This window comes from Acidilobus aceticus, assembly GCF_055392325.1.
Genome location: NZ_AP042407.1, coordinates 421,433 through 441,784 on the forward strand (window position 1 = coordinate 421,433; position 20,352 = coordinate 441,784).

The following is a 20,352-nucleotide window of genomic DNA, read 5'->3' on the forward strand; positions in this document are numbered from 1 at the left end:
AGATAGCCCTTTCACCGTCGAATCTATGAAGAGTCCCGCCTTAAGTAGTGTAGACCCTAGCGTCAGGGTTCGACCTTCGTCGTGACTAACGGTCACCTTTAATGACTGTTAGTCGCTCGACCTCATCACCCCTCTCCCCTCCCCGCGCCTAGGTTAGGAGTCTGCCTCCCAGCCACGAGGCGGGGAGTTTCACTGGGCGCCTTCCTCCACCTCGCGACTGCTCGTAGACTTCACGGCGGCGCCCCCTTCTACATCATTAGAGGCAACAGCAGAGCACGTAAAATTCACGGTTTATCAGAAGCCGCTGACGACGGCACACGGCACCGGCCTACTTGATTGCATTAAGGGGGATTAGAGGTAGTTAAAATAACGGGCAGTTACGTAAAATACGCTATAGGCTAAGCCTATGTAAAAGGCGCCTTTAAGGCCTTTTAAAACAACTTCAGGAGCAGACATGTCAAGAGGCCTGTTGGTTTAAAACTGTAGCCACTCAACGAGTTATTTGGGGCGCTTTGGAGGCCCTACAAATAAGCCTTGGCATAACAGTGAGACTGGTTCAGTACACCCCTGACGCGCCTAGGATAGTTGCCGCGGCCTCAAAGATGAGCACGTCAAGGAAGGGTTCCCCTGAACTCCTGAAGATAGACGAGAGCGAGGTCGAGACATGGATAAGGGAGACTCTAAAGAGGGGCCACCTGAGCCCCTGGGAGCACTCAAGCTACACGTTCATAGTTGAGGGCTGCTCCAGGGTCTGCTCTCATCAGCTTGTGAGGCACAGGATAGCAAGCTTTACGCAGCAGAGCATGAGGTACACCGAGGCCTCACTAAGGGAGATGGCCCTGACGGCAGCCTCAAAGCTTGGTCTCGAATGTCCCCAGAGGCCCAAGGGCGAGAGGGCAAGGGAAGTCTACGCCTGCTACTCAGAGTCCCTCAGGCGGGCGGCGGAGGGACTGTCTCTGGAGGAGATGGTAAGGCTGGCCTCAACAGCCTACGTCATACCTCCCTCGCTAAGCGATGAGAAGAGGCTTGAGGCTTACGCGAGAGGCCTGCTGCTGGCGACCTCCACCTACTATAGGCTGCTTTCAACAGGCGCCCCGAAGGAGGACTCAAGGTTTATCATACCCATGGCTGTGAGGACTAAGCTGACGTTCACAATGAATGGGAGGGAGCTCGTGGCCTCATTCCTGCCCCTCAGGATGTGCACCCATGCCCAGTGGGAGATAAGGCATGTGGCCTGGCTGACTTGGTCCGAGCTCATGAAGGTTCACCCTCAGCTCTTCAAGTACGCTGGGCCTAGCTGCGTGCTGCTTAACAATGGCCAACTGGAGGATCCAGCAGGCCTTGAGGACTACCTATCAGGTAAGACAAGGTTCGTCATAGCTAAATGCCCTGAGCTTGTGCCGAACAAGAACATACCAAGCTGCTTACTGTTTGCCTCCCGTTCCCTGAGCGGGAACCCCCTCGAGCCTGAGTCCTCTGCGGGAGAGGACGAAACCGGGGGAGCTAGTGAGTGAAGAAAATGCATACTCCCTAGGAATTCCAAGGCTTGAGAGCAGGCCAATGATCTCAAGGGGGTGCCAGAGCTCATAAGGGCTTTCGGCGTCGCTGACTACTACAGACCTTAGCCCAACCCTATAGCATCTTATCAGTACTTCGTAGAGGAAGCTCAGCCATCTTTCATCGCTAATTAGCGGTCTGAGCGGTATCTCAACGGCGCCGCCGCCCCTCTGAAGCAGTAAGTTAAGCGTTTCTTTATCAGGGCGAACTGGAGTCCCTGGCGCAAATCTTATCATGTCGACTCTCTCGTTCTTAGCTGCCTCCCTATATTTGCGAAAGTCTAGCGGAACTACCGACACTAGGGTTTTACTATCAACTTTTCTCAGCAGGCTGTCAAGGTCGGTGTTGCTATCAACCTCGAAGGTCACCCTCCTCACCATTGTTACCTTAGAGAGGCCCTCTAAACTGCCATGACTATATTCTGCGCGCTCTTCGACTCCAATAACCTTAAAGCCAAGGTTAGAGGCTCTCTCTACAAGCTCCTCCGGCTCCTTAGCTAACTTAATGGAAAGATCCGCAAATATGCTGTGCGTCACTTCTTTAGGCCCTCTATTTCACTCCTGAGCTCCTCAATCAGCTGCTCTCTTGATTCTCTGAAAAATCTAACTCTAACCTTTATTACATCATCGGAGTCGGAGAGCACAACCTTGCCTAGGTAGGCCTTCTGCTTATCAAATCTCAGGTGCAGTGAGCCCTCCTTGTCCACTCTCTCCTCCAATGATGATAACAGGAACCTTCTGTCGGGCTCCGTCAGCATCGAGATCATCCTGTTAAAAGCCTCTTCAGCTTCCTCCTTTTCCTTCGAGGTCGAGACTACCGTTATAGGATTGCCAAAGTATCCTCTGAGCTCCTCTACAACTATGTTAGAGGAGCCTATCAAGTTGTGCAGTGCACGAATAACCTTTTCTTCATTCTCAGTGGCATGGACATAAACTCTGGCTTCTAACGATCTGACGCGCAATTAACTTCACCGCGCTCTAAGGTTAAATTATGACAGGGCTTAGTTCGGGAGTTTAATAATTCTTTGGCTTATTTGTTATCACTCTTAGTGTGGGGCACTATTAGCCTTGCCCCCCTGCTAGCCTCATGCTTAGCCTTTCTGGCCCTCTCCCTAGCTTTCTTCTTCCACTTCTGTATATGGGTTCCTCCAAGCCCTCTGCTGCTCAGCAGGCCCCTGGCCTTCTTCCCAGCCGCTGTAAGTCCTCTGAAGGGCCTTCCCCTAGCGCTGGCACTGATAGCAACCCACTTAAGCTGGGGGTCAGACTTTATGGTAGGCGCATTGGGGTCTACCATTATTACCTCAAACCACTTATGTTGGCCGTCCTCGGCCAGGTAGTAGCTTCCAAGGACCACTAGGTTGGGGTAAGCTCTCTGCGCCTTCTCCTCCGCGACTTGCTGTAGGCTCTTAGCTAAGGTATAGCCCTCTACGCCCATTCTCTTCGGCCTTCTGCCAGAGTCAGGCCTTACCTTCCTCTGCCCTCCCTTTCTGACCCTTACCCTGACTACTACAAAGCCCTGCTTTGCCTTATATCCTATGGCACGGGCCCTGTCGAGCCTCAGGGGTTTATCAACGCGGACTATTGTAGGCTCATCCCTCCACTCTATTAGCCTCTCCCTCATCAGTTTGCCGTGATCGCCGTCATAGGGTCTCTTCCACGCTTCAGCTATGTAGTGGTATAGTCCATAGGCCACAGCCTGCAGCCTCCTACTCACTTGCTGCAGGCTTGGGTTTTTAAGCTGACAGCATCCCCGGCAACCTGCTTTGACATGAGGGAAATCATGGAACTCAGGACAACCGTTTGCTAAGGTTCGTCCGGTTAACATCTTCCCAGGGGTCTTATATATGGAGATTTTAGTCTTAGCTTTTCCACATAGAAAGGCGGTCTGAGGGATGAAGCTAGATAAGCTTTTGCAGTTTGTTTCAGGAAATCCTATGTATAAGGTTAACTTAATGGAGGGCGCCGTAGAGCTTATAGCAACCACCCCGAGTATTGGTGAGGCAGCCTCCGATACTGAGGCGCAGCCCGCGGAGTCTCGACGCATGATCATAATGTTTAAAGTGAACCAGGATAACGAAGTGATACCAATAGAAGCTTATGTCGAGGAGGGCGATAGGAGAAGGCCCCTCTCAATTGACGAAGTAAAGTGGTGGCTCGAAGTTTTAGAAGCCTTGACAGGCTAATCACTTTATATGGCCTTTAATATCTTTCTGATGAGGGGTCGAAGCCCTGGATGTCCAAGGTCTCTCATGCCCGCCTGGCGATAAGCTTCTTACAACGGAGTAGGAGGCATGGACTAAATAAAGGTATGAGTTCACAATAGCCCTCAAGTCACCCAAATCATCAGAAGTCACAGATATTTTAAGGCAGTTATCCTTAACTTCTACATTAATGTTGCCCTTTCTTGGAGTGCCCGGCTGAGAGGCCTCTGCAATTAAGGCCCTATATATTGCAGTTATGCCATTAAGTTCCCCGCAGAGCTCAAGCTTGGCCTTTGCGAGACCCGTCTGGAACCACCACCCTTAACAGGGGCCCAAAGATGGCGTTAGTTTTAAGCTTTCGTGGCGCTATGGTTACTTGATCCCCATCTAAGGAAACTTCGAGGTAATCCGTGTCAGGCCTTTCAGTAGCTCTGAGCTGAAAGGCGTCGGCCAGCAGCTTTGTTATGTAAATCGTGGTCTCATCTTTACTGGAACTTACCACCTCTCTGCACTGCCCAGCGTCCCTCCGGCCCAGCTCCCTCCTCAGCTTAACCCCAGCTATCTTTAGTCTTCCAATCTCAACAAGGTTCTCCTCAGAGGGAGAATATACCACTATCAGGCCCGGGTTGCCCCTCCACTCATTTATTATAACAACGCGTTTAAATCCATTGGCGACGGCTATGCTGTTGAGGTCTCTTAACGACTCATGGCCCCTTGTAAACCTAACAACTCCATATATGGCGGACTCCAGATCCTTTATGAGGGCGCGAGTCCTCCTGCTGGGCCTTCTGCTGCTGGTGAGCAGTGTTGTAAATTCAGAGGCCCTCCCCGACAGTCTCCTTACGAGCCTTAGGGGCCTCTCGCTCAAAAACCCCTCACATCCCTGACGTTGAGTAGTATGGAGGCAGGTAGGTGGCTACCTCAGTGCGCGGCACATAAGCCCCTCCTGCCCACACCCTGCCACACTTGGCGCACTTCCATACCCCTGTCGAAATCCTCTTGAGGGTGCCTACACTTCCACAGAATGGGCACGTGTGGTCCGCGTACCTCTTCTCGAGAACCGCTTTGACCCTCTTCCTCAGCGTAGAGCCATACCTAGCACCATATCTTCCCGTTATCCCCACTGACTTGGTGTGGCTATAGACCACAGGGCCTCACCCTTGGCTGCCGCCGCTCTGAAGCGCCTGGTCTAGCAATTTAAAGTAAACTTGTGAGGCATTTCTTGAAATATCGATGACCTTGAGCAGCTCGTCCCTGGTGTAACCCCCCATGCCGCTCTTCTGCATGCCTACTATAGTCCCCTGCTCATCAAATGCTATAACCATTCTGCTATCTGCTAGCAACTCTTCATCTATGTTGGGGTCTATTAGTATGTAGTCGCCCACCTTCACGCTCGTGACTAGCGCGACGCGCCTATTTAGCTTAAGCGGGGTCCCCTTCTCCCTGTTTATTATTATTTCCCCTGATTCCGTTTCCTCGTACTCAGGGACCTTAGTGTTCATTAGCGCAGCCATAACTCCCAACATGCTAGCGTCGAAGTAGTTGCCATCATAGTCGAGCACGTAGACGTCTATCCAAAGGACCCAGGCCTTCTCACCAGGCCTTATCACAAGGGAGCTCAGGTCTATAGCCTTGGGATCTCTTAAGCTTCTATCTATAACCCTCGACAGCTCGACAGCGTTTTCATCAGGAGGTCCTGGCTCAAACGTAGGCGAAGCCACTGGGGTCAGCTCAGAGTTAACCTGAAGGACCCCCTCATTTGGCGTATCCCTATACGGGATTCCTACTTCTAATTTGACACCGACAAGCACCTGCGTGTTGCCAAGTTTGACCCACGCCGATCCGTCAGCCTTATCTATTACGCCTACCTGTATTGAGAGGTTCCTAGGCGTAGCGAAATCACGCTGGTCGCTCCTCACGCCCTTCTTGTAAAGGCTAATTAGGCTCTTACTCCTGATCTTTGACACTATAGGTACCCTGTATGGCGTGTAGCTCACTCCACATCGACCTCCTCTATGGAGCTCCTTAGGGTCTGCTTTTCCTTTTCAACTAGCTCGCTTATAGCTTTAAGTGCCATATCAAGGCCCTTTTGTGTCTCCTCCACAGTCATAACGCCGTTGAGCTGGAACAGCGTTATCAGACCCAGGTCAGGCGCAGCCACTATAGGCATATCGGCCTCACCAAAGTTATCCTCAGGCTCGTTAAGATCTAGCACTACAACGTTGTCTACCTTGCCGATGGCAACTCCGGCTACCAAGGCCCTCATAGGTATGCCGGCGTCAGCGAGGGCTAACGAGGCTGCGGTCGCGCTGGCCGTCCTGGTGCCTCCGTCGGATTGGAGCACTTCTACATAGACCTCTATTACAGTGCGTGGGAAGAGTTCCGTTATTACGACGGGCTCTAAGGCCTCCCTTAGAACCTTAGAGATCTCCACTTCTCTTCTGGTCGGTACAGGGCTCTTGCGCTCCTCCGTAGAGAAGGGAGCCATGTGATATCTGACGAACAATGACGCCCTGTCAGGCAATACAGTGTATTTTTGTAAAGGCTCCCTGGGTCCATAAACAGCTGCTAAGACTTTAGTTTTACCATAGGAAACTATGGCCGATCCGTCGGCGTTGCTTAAGACGCCAACTTTCATATCTACGGGCCTCATCTCGTCAGGTAACCTTCCGTCAAGCCTTCTGCCGTTTTCGTCGAAGAACTTAGCTGGCCTTACGTGCATCCTCTCAGACCCCCCTAACCCTTCTCTCCTCCTCTATAAACTGCTTCACCCTGGCCGTGAGACCTGTCGTGTGGGACTGAGTCTCAATCATCTTTATGGCCTCGGCCACTATTTCCTGAAGGATCTCGTTCTGGCAAGTTATATGCACTCTTCCGTTTACCGCGACAAAGACATCGCAGCCGCTGGCGCTCTTTATAGTCTCTATCATTGAGCCCTTTTTGCCTATTATCCTTGGCACCTTAACTGGCCTCACGGTAACCACAGTGCCCTCTGTAATCCTCCCCAAGCCCTTGTCCTGAACCGTAAGGGCAGGGCTCCTCACTCTATCAAAGGCAACGATTCTTGCCTTAACGTAGTCACCTATTTTTAGGTATGTAAACGGATCGTCGGGAACTTGGCCTCCCTGCTTGACCCCGAAGAAGTCCTGGATGCTGAGCGTGGCCTGGTAAGGCGAGTTTATGTCGAGGAACCAGTTGGCGGCAGCGTGAGAAGTCACTAGGCCAATTACTATATCGCCCTCATTGGGGAAGTAAAAGCCCTTCAGCGGCACGAAGGAAGCGCCCTCATCCTTTATATCTAATAGTCCGGCGACTGCAGCTCTCTTCTCTCCGTTATAATCAAAGAGGTAAATGTTCTGGGCCTGCTTGATTCCCTCTACCTTATCCCCCGGCAGCACTAACACCTTTTTAACCTTCTCCTCTTGGCTCACTGCGAGCTCACCTTCACGTTAATCTGCGCCTGTCCTCTCGTGAGGCCCTGGATCTTATCTATAACTTCAAGCTGCATGCCCGCTGGTATCTCGAGCTCCACCTTGAGGCTGCCGTCATCAAGCCACGTGGTTTTCTTCACGTCACCTAGCCTCTTAACCTCACCTATAGCTCTCCCGGCAAACTCAGGGGGTATAGTAACCTCAACTAAGGCCCTTGCAATCTTTATGGGAATAACCGTGGCCATTTTCTTAATGGCTTCCAGCGCCTGCTGCTCCACAGGCCTGAAGGGGTCTACCCCTATCCTTAACTCCTCGAAGAGGTTCTCTATCCTCTGCTCAGGTATTGGAGAGCCGCTCTTAGGGTCAACGGCGTTCCTGGCGATATATGTTATTATCTGCCTCCTCTTCATCTCAATGATCTTCCTCCTCTCCTCCTCAGTTATTTGAATTTGCCCTTCCTTGAGTATGCGCTCAGCAATGGAGTTAATATCATCCGTACCGAAGGCCTTCTTGATGGCCTCTGGGCTGGCCTTCAACCCCTTTCTAACATCCTTGTAGACAGTGTCGGACCAGAGCACATCTGATATAGATACCTTTTCTCCTTCCTTGAACTTAAAGGCCTCGTCGGGCTTCACCAGGATCTCAAAGTGCTGCCCCTTTATATCAATCCAGGCAATTACGTAGTCCTGCTTTTTAGGCAAAATCTCGCCCCAGCAGCTTTCGATCCATAAGTGCAAGAAGCTTTAATAGCTATAAAAGGCTTAAGCAAGAACCTAATGGCAACGGGCATCCATATTATGCTTATGAGGATAACATCTCGCCCCTGCTGGACTTCACTATCTCCTTGATAACGTCGCGACCTACCTTGTTAAAAGTCCTTTCCTTAGTATCAATATAAGCTACCTCTACATATTCATCAAAGGCGTTCGCCAAGTCCTCCTTCTTCTCGTCGGAGGAGGCGACCCTTCCCTTGAACAGCGCTATGATAGCCAGTTTTATGGCATCGTCAAGGCTGAGATCCTTCTTGTAGTTCTTCTCCAGGTAGCTGTTGGCGGCGTCACCTCCAAGGCCTATAGCTATAGCGTAGTAACTGAAGTACTGACCTCCCGGTTCCGTCCTAAAAAGCCTCGGAGTTCCGTCGGAGTCCACGCCGCCAAATACTAGCGCAACGCCGAAGGGCCTAACGCCGCCATGTTGTGTGTAAAGCTGCTTTAGGTCGGCCACGGACTTAACTACGTACTCGGTGCTCGGCGCTTCTCCATACGTCAACCTGTGCCTGACTGCTACGAGCCTGGCATAGTCTATCAGGACCCTTCCATCACTGCCCATGCCAGCGAAGGTTACGCCTATGTGGTCGTCGACCTTATAGATCTTCTCTATACCATTAAGGTCCAGGAGCGGCGTTATCTTTCTCTTCTCAGCAGCTAAAATTACACCGCTGTCTGTTAGCACGCCTAGGCTTGTCCAGCCTTTCCTAACAGCCTCAAAGGCATATCTTACCTGATAGAGCTCCCCGTCGGGAGAAAATATGGTGATTGCACGATCGTAGGCAGACGGAGGCGCGGCCATAGCCATTCTCTATACCCCAGCAGTCCGGTAGGCACGCATTTTTAAGTATCTATTGGTAACTTCCTCTAGATATCGCTTCAGTTAAAGGCTCCTTGGCTATTATTTAGCGGTGCGGCATCACTATGGCATAATAGGTTACATCATTTAAGCAATAACCCTGGTTGTCCGCGTTTTAAGTTCATAAGCAAGGGAGTCGCGATAGCTTCATTAATGGGGATCTTAGGCTAATGACTTAAGAACCCAGGGCCTGGCCCACTTGAGCTTTCTCGGGTTACGCTTTAGTTTAATGGCGCTCTTAAAGCACTTACTGCTGCAATACCAGAGTATTTCCCCTCTTTCACTGACATACATTTTACCTGTGCCTGGCTCTATGGGCCTACCGCAGAATGCGCAAGTCATTTCCTTAGGCATAGCCGCACCCGCACTGACTGAGGAAAGGTCCCTTTAAAAGTTTAGGCCCGCTCAGGCTCAATGTGGACCACCAGTTTGACGTTATATTTTTCCAGGGCCATAATCTCTATCTTATCAGCAAGCTCATGTGCTGCTTCCACGCTTTCCGTGGGAGGGGCCTCTATTATCACATAGCCAGCTACGTAGTTGTCCCCGACGCTCCTGAGCTTAAGATCCTTGACCTTAACTCCCATGGAGCTTATATCCTTGGTAAGTCCTTCAGATACGCTCCTGGGAGGAGCTGGCCCGGTAACCTTGTAAAGTATGGCTTTTGAGTTAGTTATTACCTGGTAGGCCAGGTAAATTAGCATAGCCGCAGCCCCGAGCCTGTCTATTTCAAATGACACATAATGGGCCAGCGGCAGGACAGCCAGAGCCACAAGGCTCTCAGCTATCTCACTGGTAGTCACATTAGAGTATGTTACGAACTGCTCGCCAAGCCTTCTTACTGTTATAACGCTGACCGTGTAGAGCCCGGCCACTATTAGCGGCACCAGCCAGGCCATGCCAGCCACTGAGTAACGGGAGGGGTTAAGCACCTCGTCAACTCCAAGCCCAAGTATGAAGGCGTACACGAGAAGCGTCAGCACTGAGGCGCTCAGCGAGTAACCAGCGTGGCCAAACGGGTGATCTAAGTCCTCGGGCTCGAGCTCTTTCCTGTAAAAGTAGGCATTAGATATGATTACCACTAGATTGGCTATGCAGGTGAGACCGTTGATAACAAGCAGCCGGCTGTGAAAGGCCACTCCTCCTACTGTGTTAAGCACGGAAGCTAAAGCGGCAGCTGTTATAGATATCATCAATATTCTCTTGGCCTCGTCCATCACGCTCACCGCTCCTTGTATCGGATATTCGAGAGGCAGTTTTAAGCCTGCCTTCGTTCACTGCCATAAAACAGCCAGCGGAAAAAAGCCGAGTTGTTTTTAGTCGCAGCTAATTGATTAAGGTTATTTAGAAGAACCCTTAAAGAAGACTACATAAATGAACACTATTATGACCACTATCATTATGGCCATCATAAAGCTTGTGAAGAACTGGCCAAACGACGCTGCGGCCAGAGTGTTATAATTAGTAAGGTTATTGTAAGCCGCTATAAACGTGCCCCACGGCTTCGGGAGGGACGCGGCCTGTGTAGCGTTAAGCGACGCTATAAATCTTGGGAACTGAGAGAACGCGTTGAGCATCTCGCCGGCCTCTATAGTTCCTAGGGCTGCGGCCCCTCCAATGACGGACCAGAAGGCCACATGCCTGGAGAGCAGGTTGCCTCTAAACGCGGCATAAGCTATGTATACGAGAGCTATGAACTGCAGGGCAACCAGGGCTAGGTGCAAAACAAATATCCAAGTGAAGTTATAAGCGGCGTCGCCTCCGATAGTAACTCCAAATCCTACCATTATGTTGTTGAACTTGTAGGGAACGCCCGTGAGCGACATAAGGTAGGCGAACATGAGCGGAACCATAAGCAGGAGGCCTACCAACGATGGTATGAAGAACTTTCTCAGCGCGGCCTCAAAATAGGCTTTCTCGTTGTCCGGGTGCTTCAAATAAGCTATAGCAAAGCCAGCCATTATTGCTATCATCGTCGCCGTCAGTGCGCCCACTATGCTTGAGAGGTAAAGCGGCCAGAACGTCGGGTTGGAGTAGGCCTCAGCGACGTTGAGCGAGGGCCCCGACTGAGTGAAGTAAAGGCCCACCGGCTTGTTAAGGAACGCAAATACCCCCCTGAAGCCGAACGGTATGAGGAGTGCGGACGCGGCCATTAGGAAGCCTATGAAGTTGTGAGTCCTTGGCGACCACCTGTCCCAGCCGTACCAGTACGTTATGAGTGAGAAGAAGTTCAGCGCTACCATAGCTATGGCTATTGCAAACGGAACTATGGCCACGGTTCCTATTACTAAGGTGGCGAACGGGTAATAGGAGAAGAGGAACACGGTAAATGCTGTCCCGAAGACGCCGGCTATGCCGTACGTTGCCGCATAGTACTTCATGAGCCTTCTTGCCATGCTTACCGTGAGCTGGTCGCCATGTTTCATGCCAAGGTAATTAAGGAGCGGTATCAGGACAGCAAGGCCTATGACCAGGTTTACCATAACTATATGTATGCCGAAGTTGAAGGCCAGCCAGAATATGGAGCTGTAGAACATCATCTCACCCCTTAATACGTCACCTCATCAAGGACCTCCCTCTTGGAGGGCACCCAGAGGAACCTGTAAACAGCGTAGACCAGCGCGGCGCCTATAACTATGTAGAATACGCTGAAGAGGGCCTCGCCCCAGGCCGGTGGGACGTTAACCGTAATCGTGTCGCTCAGCGTCATCATGCCGTAGACCACCCATGGTAGTCTTCCCATCTCCCTGGCGGCCCAGCCCATGTAGCTTGAGAGCTGTGCTAGCACGGCAGCTGGAACAAGGAGGTAGAGCCAGAACCTGGGTATCCTGTCAGCCCTGTGGAATGCTATGTAACCAGTTAGTATCAGAGCGTAGACGCCTAATGCTATGCCAAAAACTACCATGGCGTAGTATGCGTAGTCTACTATTAGCGGCGGCAGGTAAGTCGAAGTGCCGGGCACTCCTAATGTTGGCGAGAGGTTGCCCCAGCCGCTGTAGTGCGTCATAAGGTAGCCATAGTTTGGCAGGTGCGCGCTTAAGGTGCCATAGGCCAGGAGCTTCTCTATGGGTCCCGTGTGGAGCAGCTCAGCTATAGAGGTGAAGCCTGGGACGCCTAGACCTTCAAAGGCGGCGAACTTCTCAGGCTGGTAATGTGCCACAGCTACGCCCATCTCGTGACCAGCTATGAGGCCCTGGTATATGATCACTATGAGTGAGAAGACCACTGAGAACTTGAACGCCTTGAGCAGGTACTCCTTATACCTCTTATCCTTGACGCTCAGCAGCCTGGTCCCGAAGCCGGCCATTGCAGTGAAGCCTGATACCGTTAGGCCGGCACCTATGGAGTGCATCACTGAAGGGGCAAAGTCGGGGCTCTCAAACAGGTACAGGTATATGTTGTAGTACCTTACAGTGGAGTCCATTATTGAGTTGACTACGTTGAGCACCGGTACAGCAGCCAGCCCTGGGTCATTTAAGGCGCTCGGCTTCAGCACAAGCTTTAGTATGCTCTGGTTTAATGTGTAGCCCGCAAACGACTCGTAGACGAGCCTGTCTACTATAGTAACCGGCACGGCAGCTATAACGCCATCGCTGGTGGTGCCCATTATCTGGACGTGAAGTGACTGGAGAGTCGTTACGTTCAGCAGCGACGCTATGCTGTTAGGTATCACAAGGGTCAGCTTTGGATAGCCCTCGGCGTAAAGCCACTGGCCGGTAGTTGCATTATAGTCAGGTATTAAGCCAGTGGGTATCTGCATGTAGGCGTTTGCAGCGACTATCATGGCGCCTGAGTACCATGGACCCACAAACGCGAAGAAGGTTAGGACTAGCCTGGCCTTAGGCGACAGCTTGTCCCAGCCATACCACAGCATGTAAATGACCAGGACCTCCATGATAAACGCGAAGACCTCGGCGTACATCGGGAAGTAGAGCCACTTTCCAACGGCTGTGAGGACCCTGGGCCACACGGTTATGAGGCCGAACTCCACCAGGGTGCCCGTGGCAGCCCCTACGGCGAAGACTAGCGCTGTGCCCTTAACGAGGACCTTAGCTATCCTCATCCAGTCAGGGTCCTTTGTCTTAAAGTATATGAGCTCCGCTATGAAGGCCATGAACGGGAGACCTAGGACATACTGGAGGATTCCCCAGTGTATACCTATGCCGACGATCGACATGCCCCTGGTGCTCCACGAGCCGTAGTCCACGAGCTGTTGCCATACGTTGATGCCGGACACCTCGCACCGCCAGTTTTAAATTCTAAGTATATGCGTCCTTTATAAAAATGTTTCACCTAGTACGTTATAACGTATATAATGTTATTTATTTTGATAAATATATGATCAATTATCAAAAACGTTGAGAGACTAACGCCGCTTTAGGTGTAACCTAAGGGAGGAACTGCCAGAGGTCCGATGGACTAGGATTCATCATTGGGGGCGCCCTCCGCTGTCCGGGTTCTACTCTTCATCCTATTGTTTAGGCGCAGGTGGAGGGCTTAAACTTCTTCTCGTAGGAACTCACATGGTCCTTAAGCTGGAACGAGCCTACAGCAGTAACCTTTAAGTTAAATTGGCCAGAGCCAGGCAAGTTCTTAACTTCCAGTGGACGCGCCTTTTAAGCTGAGGCCACGGGTATATTAGGCGTCAAGGTTGGTGTATCAGCCTCCTTCCAAAAAGGGAGGCCTTTACCTTACTCTTTCTCCAGAGGTGCGTGCTATGTCTAGCGACGTAGAGACTAACTCGCAGCCTGCTGCCGCGGAACTTTATCTGGAGGATATAAAGGGGATAGCTGATGAGGTCGCCAGGCTTCTCTTCATAGCGGGGTCTACTAGAGGTAGCGCCGCGGCCCAGCTGTCCGTTTATGCCTCACTTCTTTATGATGAGCTGATAGCTAAGGTTAACCTGAGGGATCACGTCGATGGAATAATTAACCTCACTGGCGAGCCCCTCTCCAGTGCCGCCGACGTCGTTGACTGCATGGGCTATAGGGCTGTAGCATCGCTCCTCGTAGCTGCATCTAAGGCCTTGGAGGGTGAAAGCCTGGAAGCCTACAGAAGAGACCTGGAGCTCTTCGCCGACTGTATGGGCTGGCTAGTGTCGCCGCAGAAAATGCTCAGCGACGAGCAGAGGGGGGCAGCCGTGTTAGTGTCATTTGCTGCGGCTATAAACAAGTGGCTTGAGGAGCTGGCCTCATCTTAGGAATATGGTGTGGACAGGGCTAATATTATGGACTAATCTAAAGGGCCATGGTCTTCATCATTCTTCCTCGTAGAGCCTAATGGTTATTTCAGCTTTAACCTTCTGTGACGAGAAGGGCGGCGTCTCCTTGCCTAAATCGATTGCGATACTGACTGGGTTGCCCAGGTCGTCAGTGAACCTCACCTCGGCTATGTAGGTCTGCTCAGGCCCTCCCGACTCCATCATCTTCATTATGGACTCGTAAAGCCTTGATATAGCCATCTGGAAGGATGCGGGGCTCGCCAGGTCGTCAGGCTTAAGGCTTATCATGGCAATGTTTTTAAGCGCCTTGCCTACTTTTGCCTCGGCCTGCACATGCCTTACTATCTCAGCTCTCTCCTCCCCGCTCATCTCTTACTACCACTGGGGCTGTCACAGCTGGGCTTATTATATGTGTTAAGCTCGTTGAAAACCTTAAGGTTCTCTTGAGTTATAGCCTGGTTTAAGCCGCAAGCGGGCAACAGCTTTTAAGTTAGGGTCTTAGGTAATGCCCAGAGAAGGTGGAGCGGTTGACGCTAATAACAAACGTAAGAGCGGCTGAAAGATTAAAGTCTATAGAGGATAAGTGGCAGGCCGAGTGGAGCAGAGCTAAGGTCTATGAAGCTAATGTCAATCCATCAAAGCCTAAGTTCTTCGTCACATTTCCGTTTCCGTACATGAATGGCTTACCTCACCTGGGCAGCGCGTTCACTATACTCAGGGTTGACATAACGGCAAGGTATAAGAGGATGAGGGGCTACAACGTCCTCTTTCCTCAGGGCTGGCATGCCACGGGAGGTCCAATAGTAGCCGCCGCCCGCAGGCTCAGCGAAGGCGACGCGAAGATACTGAATGAGCTTAAGTCCATGGGAGTGTCCGAATCCATGATACCGCAGTTTAAGGACCCCGCAACGTGGGTCAGGTACTTCACTCAGGAGTGGAAGAAGGACCTCATGAGGTATGGTCTTAGCATAGATTGGAGGAGGGAGTTCTTCACTACAAGTCTTAACCCTTACTTCAGCAAGTTCGTCGAGTGGCAGTACCTTAAGCTGCGAGACCTGGGCTATATAAGGAAGGGGGAGCACCCCGTAGTCTGGTGTCCCCACGAGAAGAAAGTCGTAGGCGACCACGATAGGCCTGATGAGTATGTAGGCATAGGTCCTGTTGAGGCTACCATAGTGCTGTTCAAGCAGGTGGACGGCGACGCCTACTTAGCCACCCTAACATACAGGCCTGAGACCATATTTGGCGTGACTAACCTGTGGGTTAATCCTGCCTCTGAATATGCGCTGGCAGAGGTCGACGGAAGGAGAGTTATACTCAACGAGTATATGGCTGAGGAGCTGGCGGATCAGAGGCACGAGGTTAAGATTATAGGTAGGGTTTCCGCCCGCGAGCTCATAGGAGTCAAAGTCATAGTGCCCTTGACAAACGCAGTGGTGCCTGTCCTGCCGGCCACATTTGTCGTGCCAGACGAGGGCACTGGACTCGTCATGAGCGTTCCGGCACACGCCCCCTATGACTACGTCGCACTGATGGACCTAAAGAAGATGAACGAGGACGCGTTAAGAGAGTATGGCATAGACCCATCAGAAGTTCGCTCAATAAGGGTCAAGAAGATAATAGAGACGCCTGGGCTTAAGGGGATACCAGCAGAGAGCATAGTATCTAAGCTTGGCGCTAAGAGCCAAGAGGACAGGGACCTTCTCGAGAAGGCAACTAAGGACCTCTACTCAAGGGAGTACTACATGGGTGTAATGAAAGGCGAGGTGGGAAGCTACGAGGGACTTAAAGTTATAGAGGCCAGGCCAGCCATAGAGAGCGAGCTCGTTAAACTAGGCCACGCGATCAAGGTCTACACCCTTCCCTCTAAGGTCTACTGCAGGTGCGGCGCCAGGACCCACGTTAAGTTCGTCGAGAACCAGTGGTTCCTCACCTACAGTGACGAGGGGTGGAAGCTGAGGACTAAGAAGCTGCTCTCTAACATGAACATCTACCCTCCGCACCTTAAGTCAGACTTCATGCAGCTCGTCGACTGGCTCAAGGACTGGGCGTGCACTCATCAGAACGAGCTGGGCACGCCGCTGCCTTGGGATAAGGACTGGGTCATAGAGAGCCTCAGCGACTCTACAATATACATGGCCTACTACACCATAGACTATTTGCTGCAGGGCAAGGTAAACCCTGAACAGCTTAAGCCTGAGTTCTTCGACTACGTATTCCTTGGCAAGGGATCAGCCGAGGAAGTATCAAAGTCCACGGGGCTGCCCCTGGAGCTCATAGAGGCAGCGAGGAGGGAGTTCACCTACTGGTACCCGGTAGACCTTAGGATAAGCGGCAAGGACCTGATGCAGAACCATCTGCTGTTCTTCATGTACCATCATGCAGCAATATTTGATGAGAGCCTCTGGCCCCGCGGCATAGGAATAAACGGCTGGGTTCTGATAAACGGCGCCAAGATGAGCAAGTCAACTGGGAATTTTATAACACTACGTCAAATGCTCAATGAGGCTGGGGCTGACGCCACGCGCATTGCAGAGGTGTTAGCTGGCGCGGACGGCGGACTGGATGACGCTAACTTCACCTTGCGTGACGTGGACACCGCGCTCTCAGACCTAGTTGATTGGCTTGACTTCGTCAAGGATAACTACGGGAAGGGCAGGGATGAGAGGTTAGCTATAGACGACTGGTTTGAGAGCACGCTGAACTCGACCGTTAAGAGGGTAACTGAGAGCATGGAGCAGCTGAAGTTCAAGACCGCCTTTACTTTGGCCTTCTACGAGCTGCAGAACAAGTTCAGGTGGTACCTTAAGAGGGCTGGGACGCCTAACAGGGACCTGCTGAAGAAGTACATCGAATACGTTACCTTGATGCTGGCCCCATTCGCCCCTCACACAGCTGAGGAGGCTTGGCATGTTACAGGCCACACCACATTTGTCGTCACGGAAAAGTGGCCTGAATACGATGAGAGGCTGATAAGGGATGACGTTGAAACAGCGGAGAGGATAGTAGAGGTTCTGTTAAATGATATAAGGGACATCGTAGGCCTCCTAGGTGCAGCCAAGAGCGTCACAGTTACCGTGGCGACGGAGTGGAAGTACGCAGTTCTCAGCGACCTCAAGAGGGCAGTGGACGCTGGCAAACCATTAAAGGAAGCCGTTAAAGATGTCATGGGGAAAGATTATGGCGTGCCCCGCCAGGAGCTGTCAAAAGTGTTGCAGAGCGTGCTCAGAAGCCCAGAGGTGCTAGAGTTGCTGGTCTCAAGGGACGTGGAGCTTAAAGCCCTGGCCGAGGCCAGGGACTTCCTTTCAAGGGAGCTAGGGGGGATTGAAATAAGAATTGAGAAGGAGGAAGAGGGCACCTCACCGAGGAAAAGCAACGCCCTGCCAGGTAAGCCAGCCATATATGTTTCTAAGTGATAAACTTGCCTAGTCGCACAGGCTTAACTCAAAATAAATTCGTGATCAACGAACATATGCGTGACCCAGGATGAGACTGCCCGATGTAATAGTAGCCCTGAACTCGCTCTCAAGGACCGGCTGGATGTTAAGGGGGGTCCCATCTTCATTGGCTGAAAGCGTCTCTCAGCACTCGTTCGCCTCAGCGCTCATAGCGGCGGAAGTGGCCTCTTCAGCGGGCCTCGACCCCTTTAAGGCGGCGTTCATAGCGTTAGTTCATGACATAGGCGAATCGGTTATAGGCGATATATCAAGGAGTGCAGACATTAAGGAGGAAAAGGAGGCAGCCGAAAGGAGAGCCATAGAAGGCCTAGAGATCAGCAGCCTTATAAAAGCCTCTGCCATAGAATACTCGGAAGGAAAGACCCCTGAGGCCCAGGCGGCTAAGGTGGGGGACCTGGTCTCAACTATGCTTCAGGGTCGCTACTATGAAGCCCTTGGCTTTAAGGTATCCGACATAGTTACTTCTTCATGTAAAGAAGCTAAAGACGCAATAGCTAAGCTGTCTAACGGTTCGAAGATCTTGGAAACCCTTAGCCGCAACGGCATTGAGCTAAACTGCTGACTGCGCAAATTGAGCCTGACGGCTATGTTTTGTATTACATGGTTTTGTATTATATGGCGCAAAACTAATCCGAAGTCCAAAACAATTAAGGTTCTCTGGACAACCTTTTACGGGGCCAACGGTTGACAGGCGCCGCCGACCTTCCATTACATGATGGGCACGTACCCCCTTGGATGCTAAAGGTTATGAAGTCCCTTACAGAGAACATAGTTAAGGTTATCGTTGATGAAAGAGGACCTGATGGTCTAGTGAGAGCCTTGGCTGACCCCTTCTGGTTTCAGGCATTTAACAACGTCATTGGAATGGACTGGGATAGCAGTGGGAGCACAACCGTGGTTGTAACGCTGCTTAAGGAGATCAGTTGGTCCAACGAGCTGGGTTTTCTAGTACTTGGCGGTAAGGGCAAGAGGATGCTGCAGGTGAAGGAAGAGGCTGAAAAGGCTGAGAGGTTGCTGGGAGTAAACTCTGAGGAGGCCTTTACGTTTAGTAAGGTAGCCGCCCGCGCAGCCTCGACGTTCTTGCAGGACGGCTATGAAACATACGTGCATGCGCTGGTGCTCACAGGCAAGGGGCCTCAGCTTGTAATTCAACAGGGTATGAACTTAAGGACACGGATGGCAAGGCGGTATCATATAGATAGGGCTTCTGTAGAGGAGCCTTTCTCTGGCGTCGCAGGATATCGCAGCAATATAACGCTCAACGCGACTGCAAAGGAGAGCAGAGCCGCTAGGAAAGCTTACCTTGATATAATTGCCGAGGGCAAAGAGAGACTTCTAAGGCTACTGGCCCAGAGCAACGCTGCTCTGGGAGCGCCTAACCTCCTAAGGTACATTGAGGGGGAAGTCAAGGCACCGGAACCAAAGGCCTATTATAAGCCAGTCGTGCCCTCAAGGCAGCTGCTTAGATCACTTGACATAATCTATAGGAACCCGCCTCAGAACGAGGAAGACTTAGCTACCGTGGAAGGCCTTGGGCCCACCATGGTGAGGGCCTTGGCCCTCATAGCTGATATAATATATTCTGTGCCAACCTCGGAGAGGGACCCAGTCACTTTGTCAATGGACCCCTTCGCTTACGCTTATGCAATTGGAGGCAAGGATGGGGTTCCATACCCATTTGACAGGAAAGTTGCCGAGGAAGCCATAGAGTACCTGGCAAGGGCCATAGAGGAGTCAGCGTTGGGGAACGCGCAAAGGCTAAGGGCCATGGCTAGGCTAAGGCAGTACCTGGCCAGATACGGTGTGGTACTATGATAATTGCTCATGTCTCCGACATACATTGCAACCATGAGATCTTTAAGAATTTTTTGTCCTCTGAGAAGTTTGACCTCCTGGTGGCCTCTGGGGACTTCGAGTGCGTGGAGACCGCCGAGCTCCTGGCGTCCTGCTGTCCAGGGAAGGCGCTGGCTGTGACTGGTAACCTGGACGACCCCTCCATAAGGAGAACTTTGGACAGAGGGGGCGTTCTAGTGGACGGCAGGCTCGTTAGGGTGCAGGGCCTCAATATAGCGGGAGTAGGAGGCATAGACTTTAGGAGCGATATAATGAAGCTGAGGAGGACAGTAAGCGAGGGCGAGGCTATAGACGTGCTAGTAACTCATTACCCACCTAAGGGCGTACTGGACCTGGCATATATAGGGGCTCATATAGGACTGCCGGAGATAGGACTTCTGGTAAAGGAGCTGAAGCCGAAGATACACCTCTTCGGTCATGTGCATGAGTCCCCGGGAGCAGAGTTTAACGATGCAACGCTCTCAGTAAATCCAGGGCCTCTGAGCATGGGTAAATACGCAATCATCACTCTAGGTGAAGGACCACCACGGGTTGAGCTGAAGGCTCTTTAGTCGCGTCACTCCCCGATAAACGTCAGCTCTAGATGCCTCGTCCTTGGGCCATCCATTTCGACGAGGAGCACCCTTTGCCAACGACCTAGCTTAGGGCTGCCATTTATTACAGCGAGGCACCTGGAGTTGCCTATGAATGAGGCTGCTATGTGCGCATGAGCGTTGTTATCTATTAGGTTATGCTTCCATGGTCCTCCTGGTTCAAAGAGCCTCTTTACGGCGGTAAGTATATCATCCATGAGTCCCGTCTCGGCCTCATTTATAGTGACGGCTGCCGTCGTGTGAGGCACCGATATCATGAGAAGGCCGTTTGTTACGTTGTTCCTATAAAGAAATTCCCTGACCCTATCAGTTACGTCTATTACATCAAACCTGTCTCTGGTTCTAACATCCAGCGTCTCGTTAATGAATTTCAATGCTCACCCCGTACCATATATGGCCTTCGATTTTATTA

24 protein-coding genes are annotated in these 20,352 nt (G+C 51.5%); 7 read left to right on the plus strand and 17 right to left on the minus strand.

The genetic code is table 11. The annotated features are described in order from the left end of the window. Nucleotides 1-512 precede the first annotated feature (512 nt). Nucleotides 513-1,514 carry an FAD-dependent thymidylate synthase gene (gene thyX / locus ACZ5OO_RS02265; protein ID WP_013267048.1) on the plus strand — a complete coding sequence of 334 codons (1,002 nt, stop codon included), beginning with the start codon at nucleotides 513-515 and terminating at the stop codon, nucleotides 1,512-1,514. Here the strand turns inward: thyX and ACZ5OO_RS02270 are convergent. From ACZ5OO_RS02270 to ACZ5OO_RS02280, 3 genes are all read right to left on the minus strand, one after another. Further along, the gene (locus tag ACZ5OO_RS02270; protein ID WP_048812849.1) at nucleotides 1,425-2,093 is read right to left on the minus strand and encodes an RNase P subunit p30 family protein; all 669 of its coding nucleotides are present in this window, start codon (nucleotides 2,091-2,093) and stop codon (nucleotides 1,425-1,427) included. The two genes, thyX and ACZ5OO_RS02270, sit on opposite strands and share 90 nt — an antisense overlap. Beyond that, the gene (locus ACZ5OO_RS02275) at nucleotides 2,090-2,518 is read right to left on the minus strand and encodes an RNA-binding domain-containing protein (RefSeq protein WP_083774077.1); all 429 of its coding nucleotides are present in this window, start codon (nucleotides 2,516-2,518) and stop codon (nucleotides 2,090-2,092) included. Before ACZ5OO_RS02275 ends, ACZ5OO_RS02270 begins: the two co-directional genes overlap by 4 nt. Nucleotides 2,519-2,586: 68 nt before the next feature. Continuing rightward, entirely contained in the window at nucleotides 2,587-3,249 is a 663-nt protein-coding gene (locus ACZ5OO_RS02280; protein WP_048813019.1) for a 50S ribosomal protein L15e, read from the minus strand. 199 nt (nucleotides 3,250-3,448) lie between these two features. On the opposite strand from ACZ5OO_RS02280, the gene ACZ5OO_RS02285 reads away from it, so the two are divergent. Beyond that, on the plus strand, nucleotides 3,449-3,739 hold the full coding sequence (locus ACZ5OO_RS02285; protein WP_464078404.1) for a hypothetical protein: 291 nt from the start codon (nucleotides 3,449-3,451) through the stop codon (nucleotides 3,737-3,739). Here the strand turns inward: ACZ5OO_RS02285 and ACZ5OO_RS02290 are convergent, their stop codons facing one another. The 12 genes from ACZ5OO_RS02290 to ACZ5OO_RS02345 form a co-directional block, all read right to left on the minus strand. Then, complete coding sequence (locus ACZ5OO_RS02290; RefSeq protein ID WP_464078543.1) at nucleotides 3,740-4,015, minus strand: KEOPS complex subunit Pcc1; 276 nt, start codon at nucleotides 4,013-4,015, stop codon at nucleotides 3,740-3,742. 22 nt (nucleotides 4,016-4,037) lie between these two features. Then, a complete protein-coding gene (locus ACZ5OO_RS02295; RefSeq protein ID WP_013267052.1) occupies nucleotides 4,038-4,625 on the minus strand; it encodes a Brix domain-containing protein in 588 nt (195 codons plus the stop codon). A 7-nt stretch (nucleotides 4,626-4,632) separates the two neighbouring features. Beyond that, on the minus strand, nucleotides 4,633-4,905 hold the full coding sequence (locus ACZ5OO_RS02300; RefSeq protein ID WP_048812851.1) for a 50S ribosomal protein L37ae: 273 nt from the start codon (nucleotides 4,903-4,905) through the stop codon (nucleotides 4,633-4,635). A gap of 6 nt (nucleotides 4,906-4,911) precedes the next feature. Next, nucleotides 4,912-5,754, minus strand: coding sequence for an exosome complex protein Rrp42 (rrp42, locus tag ACZ5OO_RS02305; RefSeq protein WP_464078405.1), 843 nt, complete (start codon nucleotides 5,752-5,754; stop codon nucleotides 4,912-4,914). After that, nucleotides 5,751-6,479 carry an exosome complex exonuclease Rrp41 gene (gene rrp41 / locus ACZ5OO_RS02310; RefSeq protein ID WP_464078406.1) on the minus strand — a complete coding sequence of 243 codons (729 nt, stop codon included), beginning with the start codon at nucleotides 6,477-6,479 and terminating at the stop codon, nucleotides 5,751-5,753. The genes rrp42 and rrp41 overlap by 4 nt, the downstream gene beginning before the upstream one ends. 4 nt (nucleotides 6,480-6,483) lie before the next feature. After that, nucleotides 6,484-7,188, minus strand: a complete 705-nt coding sequence (gene rrp4 / locus ACZ5OO_RS02315) for an exosome complex RNA-binding protein Rrp4 (RefSeq protein ID WP_013267056.1) — start codon at nucleotides 7,186-7,188, stop codon at nucleotides 6,484-6,486. Next, nucleotides 7,185-7,889, minus strand: a complete 705-nt coding sequence (locus ACZ5OO_RS02320; protein WP_013267057.1) for a ribosome assembly factor SBDS — start codon at nucleotides 7,887-7,889, stop codon at nucleotides 7,185-7,187. Before ACZ5OO_RS02320 ends, rrp4 begins: the two co-directional genes overlap by 4 nt. 100 nt (nucleotides 7,890-7,989) lie before the next feature. Further along, nucleotides 7,990-8,763 (minus strand): archaeal proteasome endopeptidase complex subunit alpha, encoded by a 774-nt coding sequence (gene psmA / locus ACZ5OO_RS02325; RefSeq protein ID WP_013267058.1) that lies wholly within the window; start codon nucleotides 8,761-8,763, stop codon nucleotides 7,990-7,992. A 213-nt stretch (nucleotides 8,764-8,976) separates the two neighbouring features. Then, on the minus strand, nucleotides 8,977-9,168 hold the full coding sequence (locus ACZ5OO_RS02330; RefSeq protein WP_013267059.1) for a 50S ribosomal protein L24e: 192 nt from the start codon (nucleotides 9,166-9,168) through the stop codon (nucleotides 8,977-8,979). A gap of 41 nt (nucleotides 9,169-9,209) precedes the next feature. Beyond that, complete coding sequence (locus ACZ5OO_RS02335; protein WP_013267060.1) at nucleotides 9,210-10,031, minus strand: cation diffusion facilitator family transporter; 822 nt, start codon at nucleotides 10,029-10,031, stop codon at nucleotides 9,210-9,212. A 123-nt stretch (nucleotides 10,032-10,154) separates the two neighbouring features. After that, the gene (locus ACZ5OO_RS02340; RefSeq protein ID WP_013267061.1) at nucleotides 10,155-11,354 is read right to left on the minus strand and encodes a cytochrome ubiquinol oxidase subunit I; all 1,200 of its coding nucleotides are present in this window, start codon (nucleotides 11,352-11,354) and stop codon (nucleotides 10,155-10,157) included. An 8-nt stretch (nucleotides 11,355-11,362) separates the two neighbouring features. Beyond that, on the minus strand, nucleotides 11,363-13,051 hold the full coding sequence (locus ACZ5OO_RS02345; RefSeq protein ID WP_238523597.1) for a cytochrome ubiquinol oxidase subunit I: 1,689 nt from the start codon (nucleotides 13,049-13,051) through the stop codon (nucleotides 11,363-11,365). Nucleotides 13,052-13,531: 480 nt separating this feature from the next. Between ACZ5OO_RS02345 and ACZ5OO_RS02350 the strand changes: the two genes are divergently transcribed. After that, nucleotides 13,532-14,014 (plus strand): hypothetical protein, encoded by a 483-nt coding sequence (locus tag ACZ5OO_RS02350; protein ID WP_013267063.1) that lies wholly within the window; start codon nucleotides 13,532-13,534, stop codon nucleotides 14,012-14,014. A gap of 57 nt (nucleotides 14,015-14,071) precedes the next feature. On the opposite strand, the gene ACZ5OO_RS02355 is transcribed toward ACZ5OO_RS02350, so the two are convergent. Further along, nucleotides 14,072-14,404, minus strand: a complete 333-nt coding sequence (locus tag ACZ5OO_RS02355) for a hypothetical protein (RefSeq protein ID WP_013267064.1) — start codon at nucleotides 14,402-14,404, stop codon at nucleotides 14,072-14,074. Nucleotides 14,405-14,553: 149 nt separating this feature from the next. Between ACZ5OO_RS02355 and leuS the strand changes: the two genes are divergently transcribed. The 4 genes from leuS (at nucleotide 14,554) to ACZ5OO_RS02375 (ending at nucleotide 19,898) form a co-directional block, all read left to right on the plus strand. Beyond that, nucleotides 14,554-17,451, plus strand: coding sequence for a leucine--tRNA ligase (gene leuS, locus ACZ5OO_RS02360; RefSeq protein ID WP_420805099.1), 2,898 nt, complete (start codon nucleotides 14,554-14,556; stop codon nucleotides 17,449-17,451). 70 nt (nucleotides 17,452-17,521) lie between these two features. Then, the gene (locus ACZ5OO_RS02365; protein ID WP_013267066.1) at nucleotides 17,522-18,055 is read left to right on the plus strand and encodes an HD domain-containing protein; all 534 of its coding nucleotides are present in this window, start codon (nucleotides 17,522-17,524) and stop codon (nucleotides 18,053-18,055) included. Between the two features lie 122 nt (nucleotides 18,056-18,177). After that, the gene (locus tag ACZ5OO_RS02370; protein WP_083774081.1) at nucleotides 18,178-19,308 is read left to right on the plus strand and encodes a DUF763 domain-containing protein; all 1,131 of its coding nucleotides are present in this window, start codon (nucleotides 18,178-18,180) and stop codon (nucleotides 19,306-19,308) included. Then, the gene (locus tag ACZ5OO_RS02375) at nucleotides 19,305-19,898 is read left to right on the plus strand and encodes a metallophosphoesterase family protein (RefSeq protein ID WP_013267068.1); all 594 of its coding nucleotides are present in this window, start codon (nucleotides 19,305-19,307) and stop codon (nucleotides 19,896-19,898) included. Before ACZ5OO_RS02370 ends, ACZ5OO_RS02375 begins: the two co-directional genes overlap by 4 nt. A 5-nt stretch (nucleotides 19,899-19,903) precedes the next feature. Here the strand turns inward: ACZ5OO_RS02375 and ACZ5OO_RS02380 are convergent, their stop codons facing one another. Then, complete coding sequence (locus ACZ5OO_RS02380) at nucleotides 19,904-20,314, minus strand: secondary thiamine-phosphate synthase enzyme YjbQ (RefSeq protein WP_013267069.1); 411 nt, start codon at nucleotides 20,312-20,314, stop codon at nucleotides 19,904-19,906. Nucleotides 20,315-20,352: the final 38 nt, after the last annotated feature.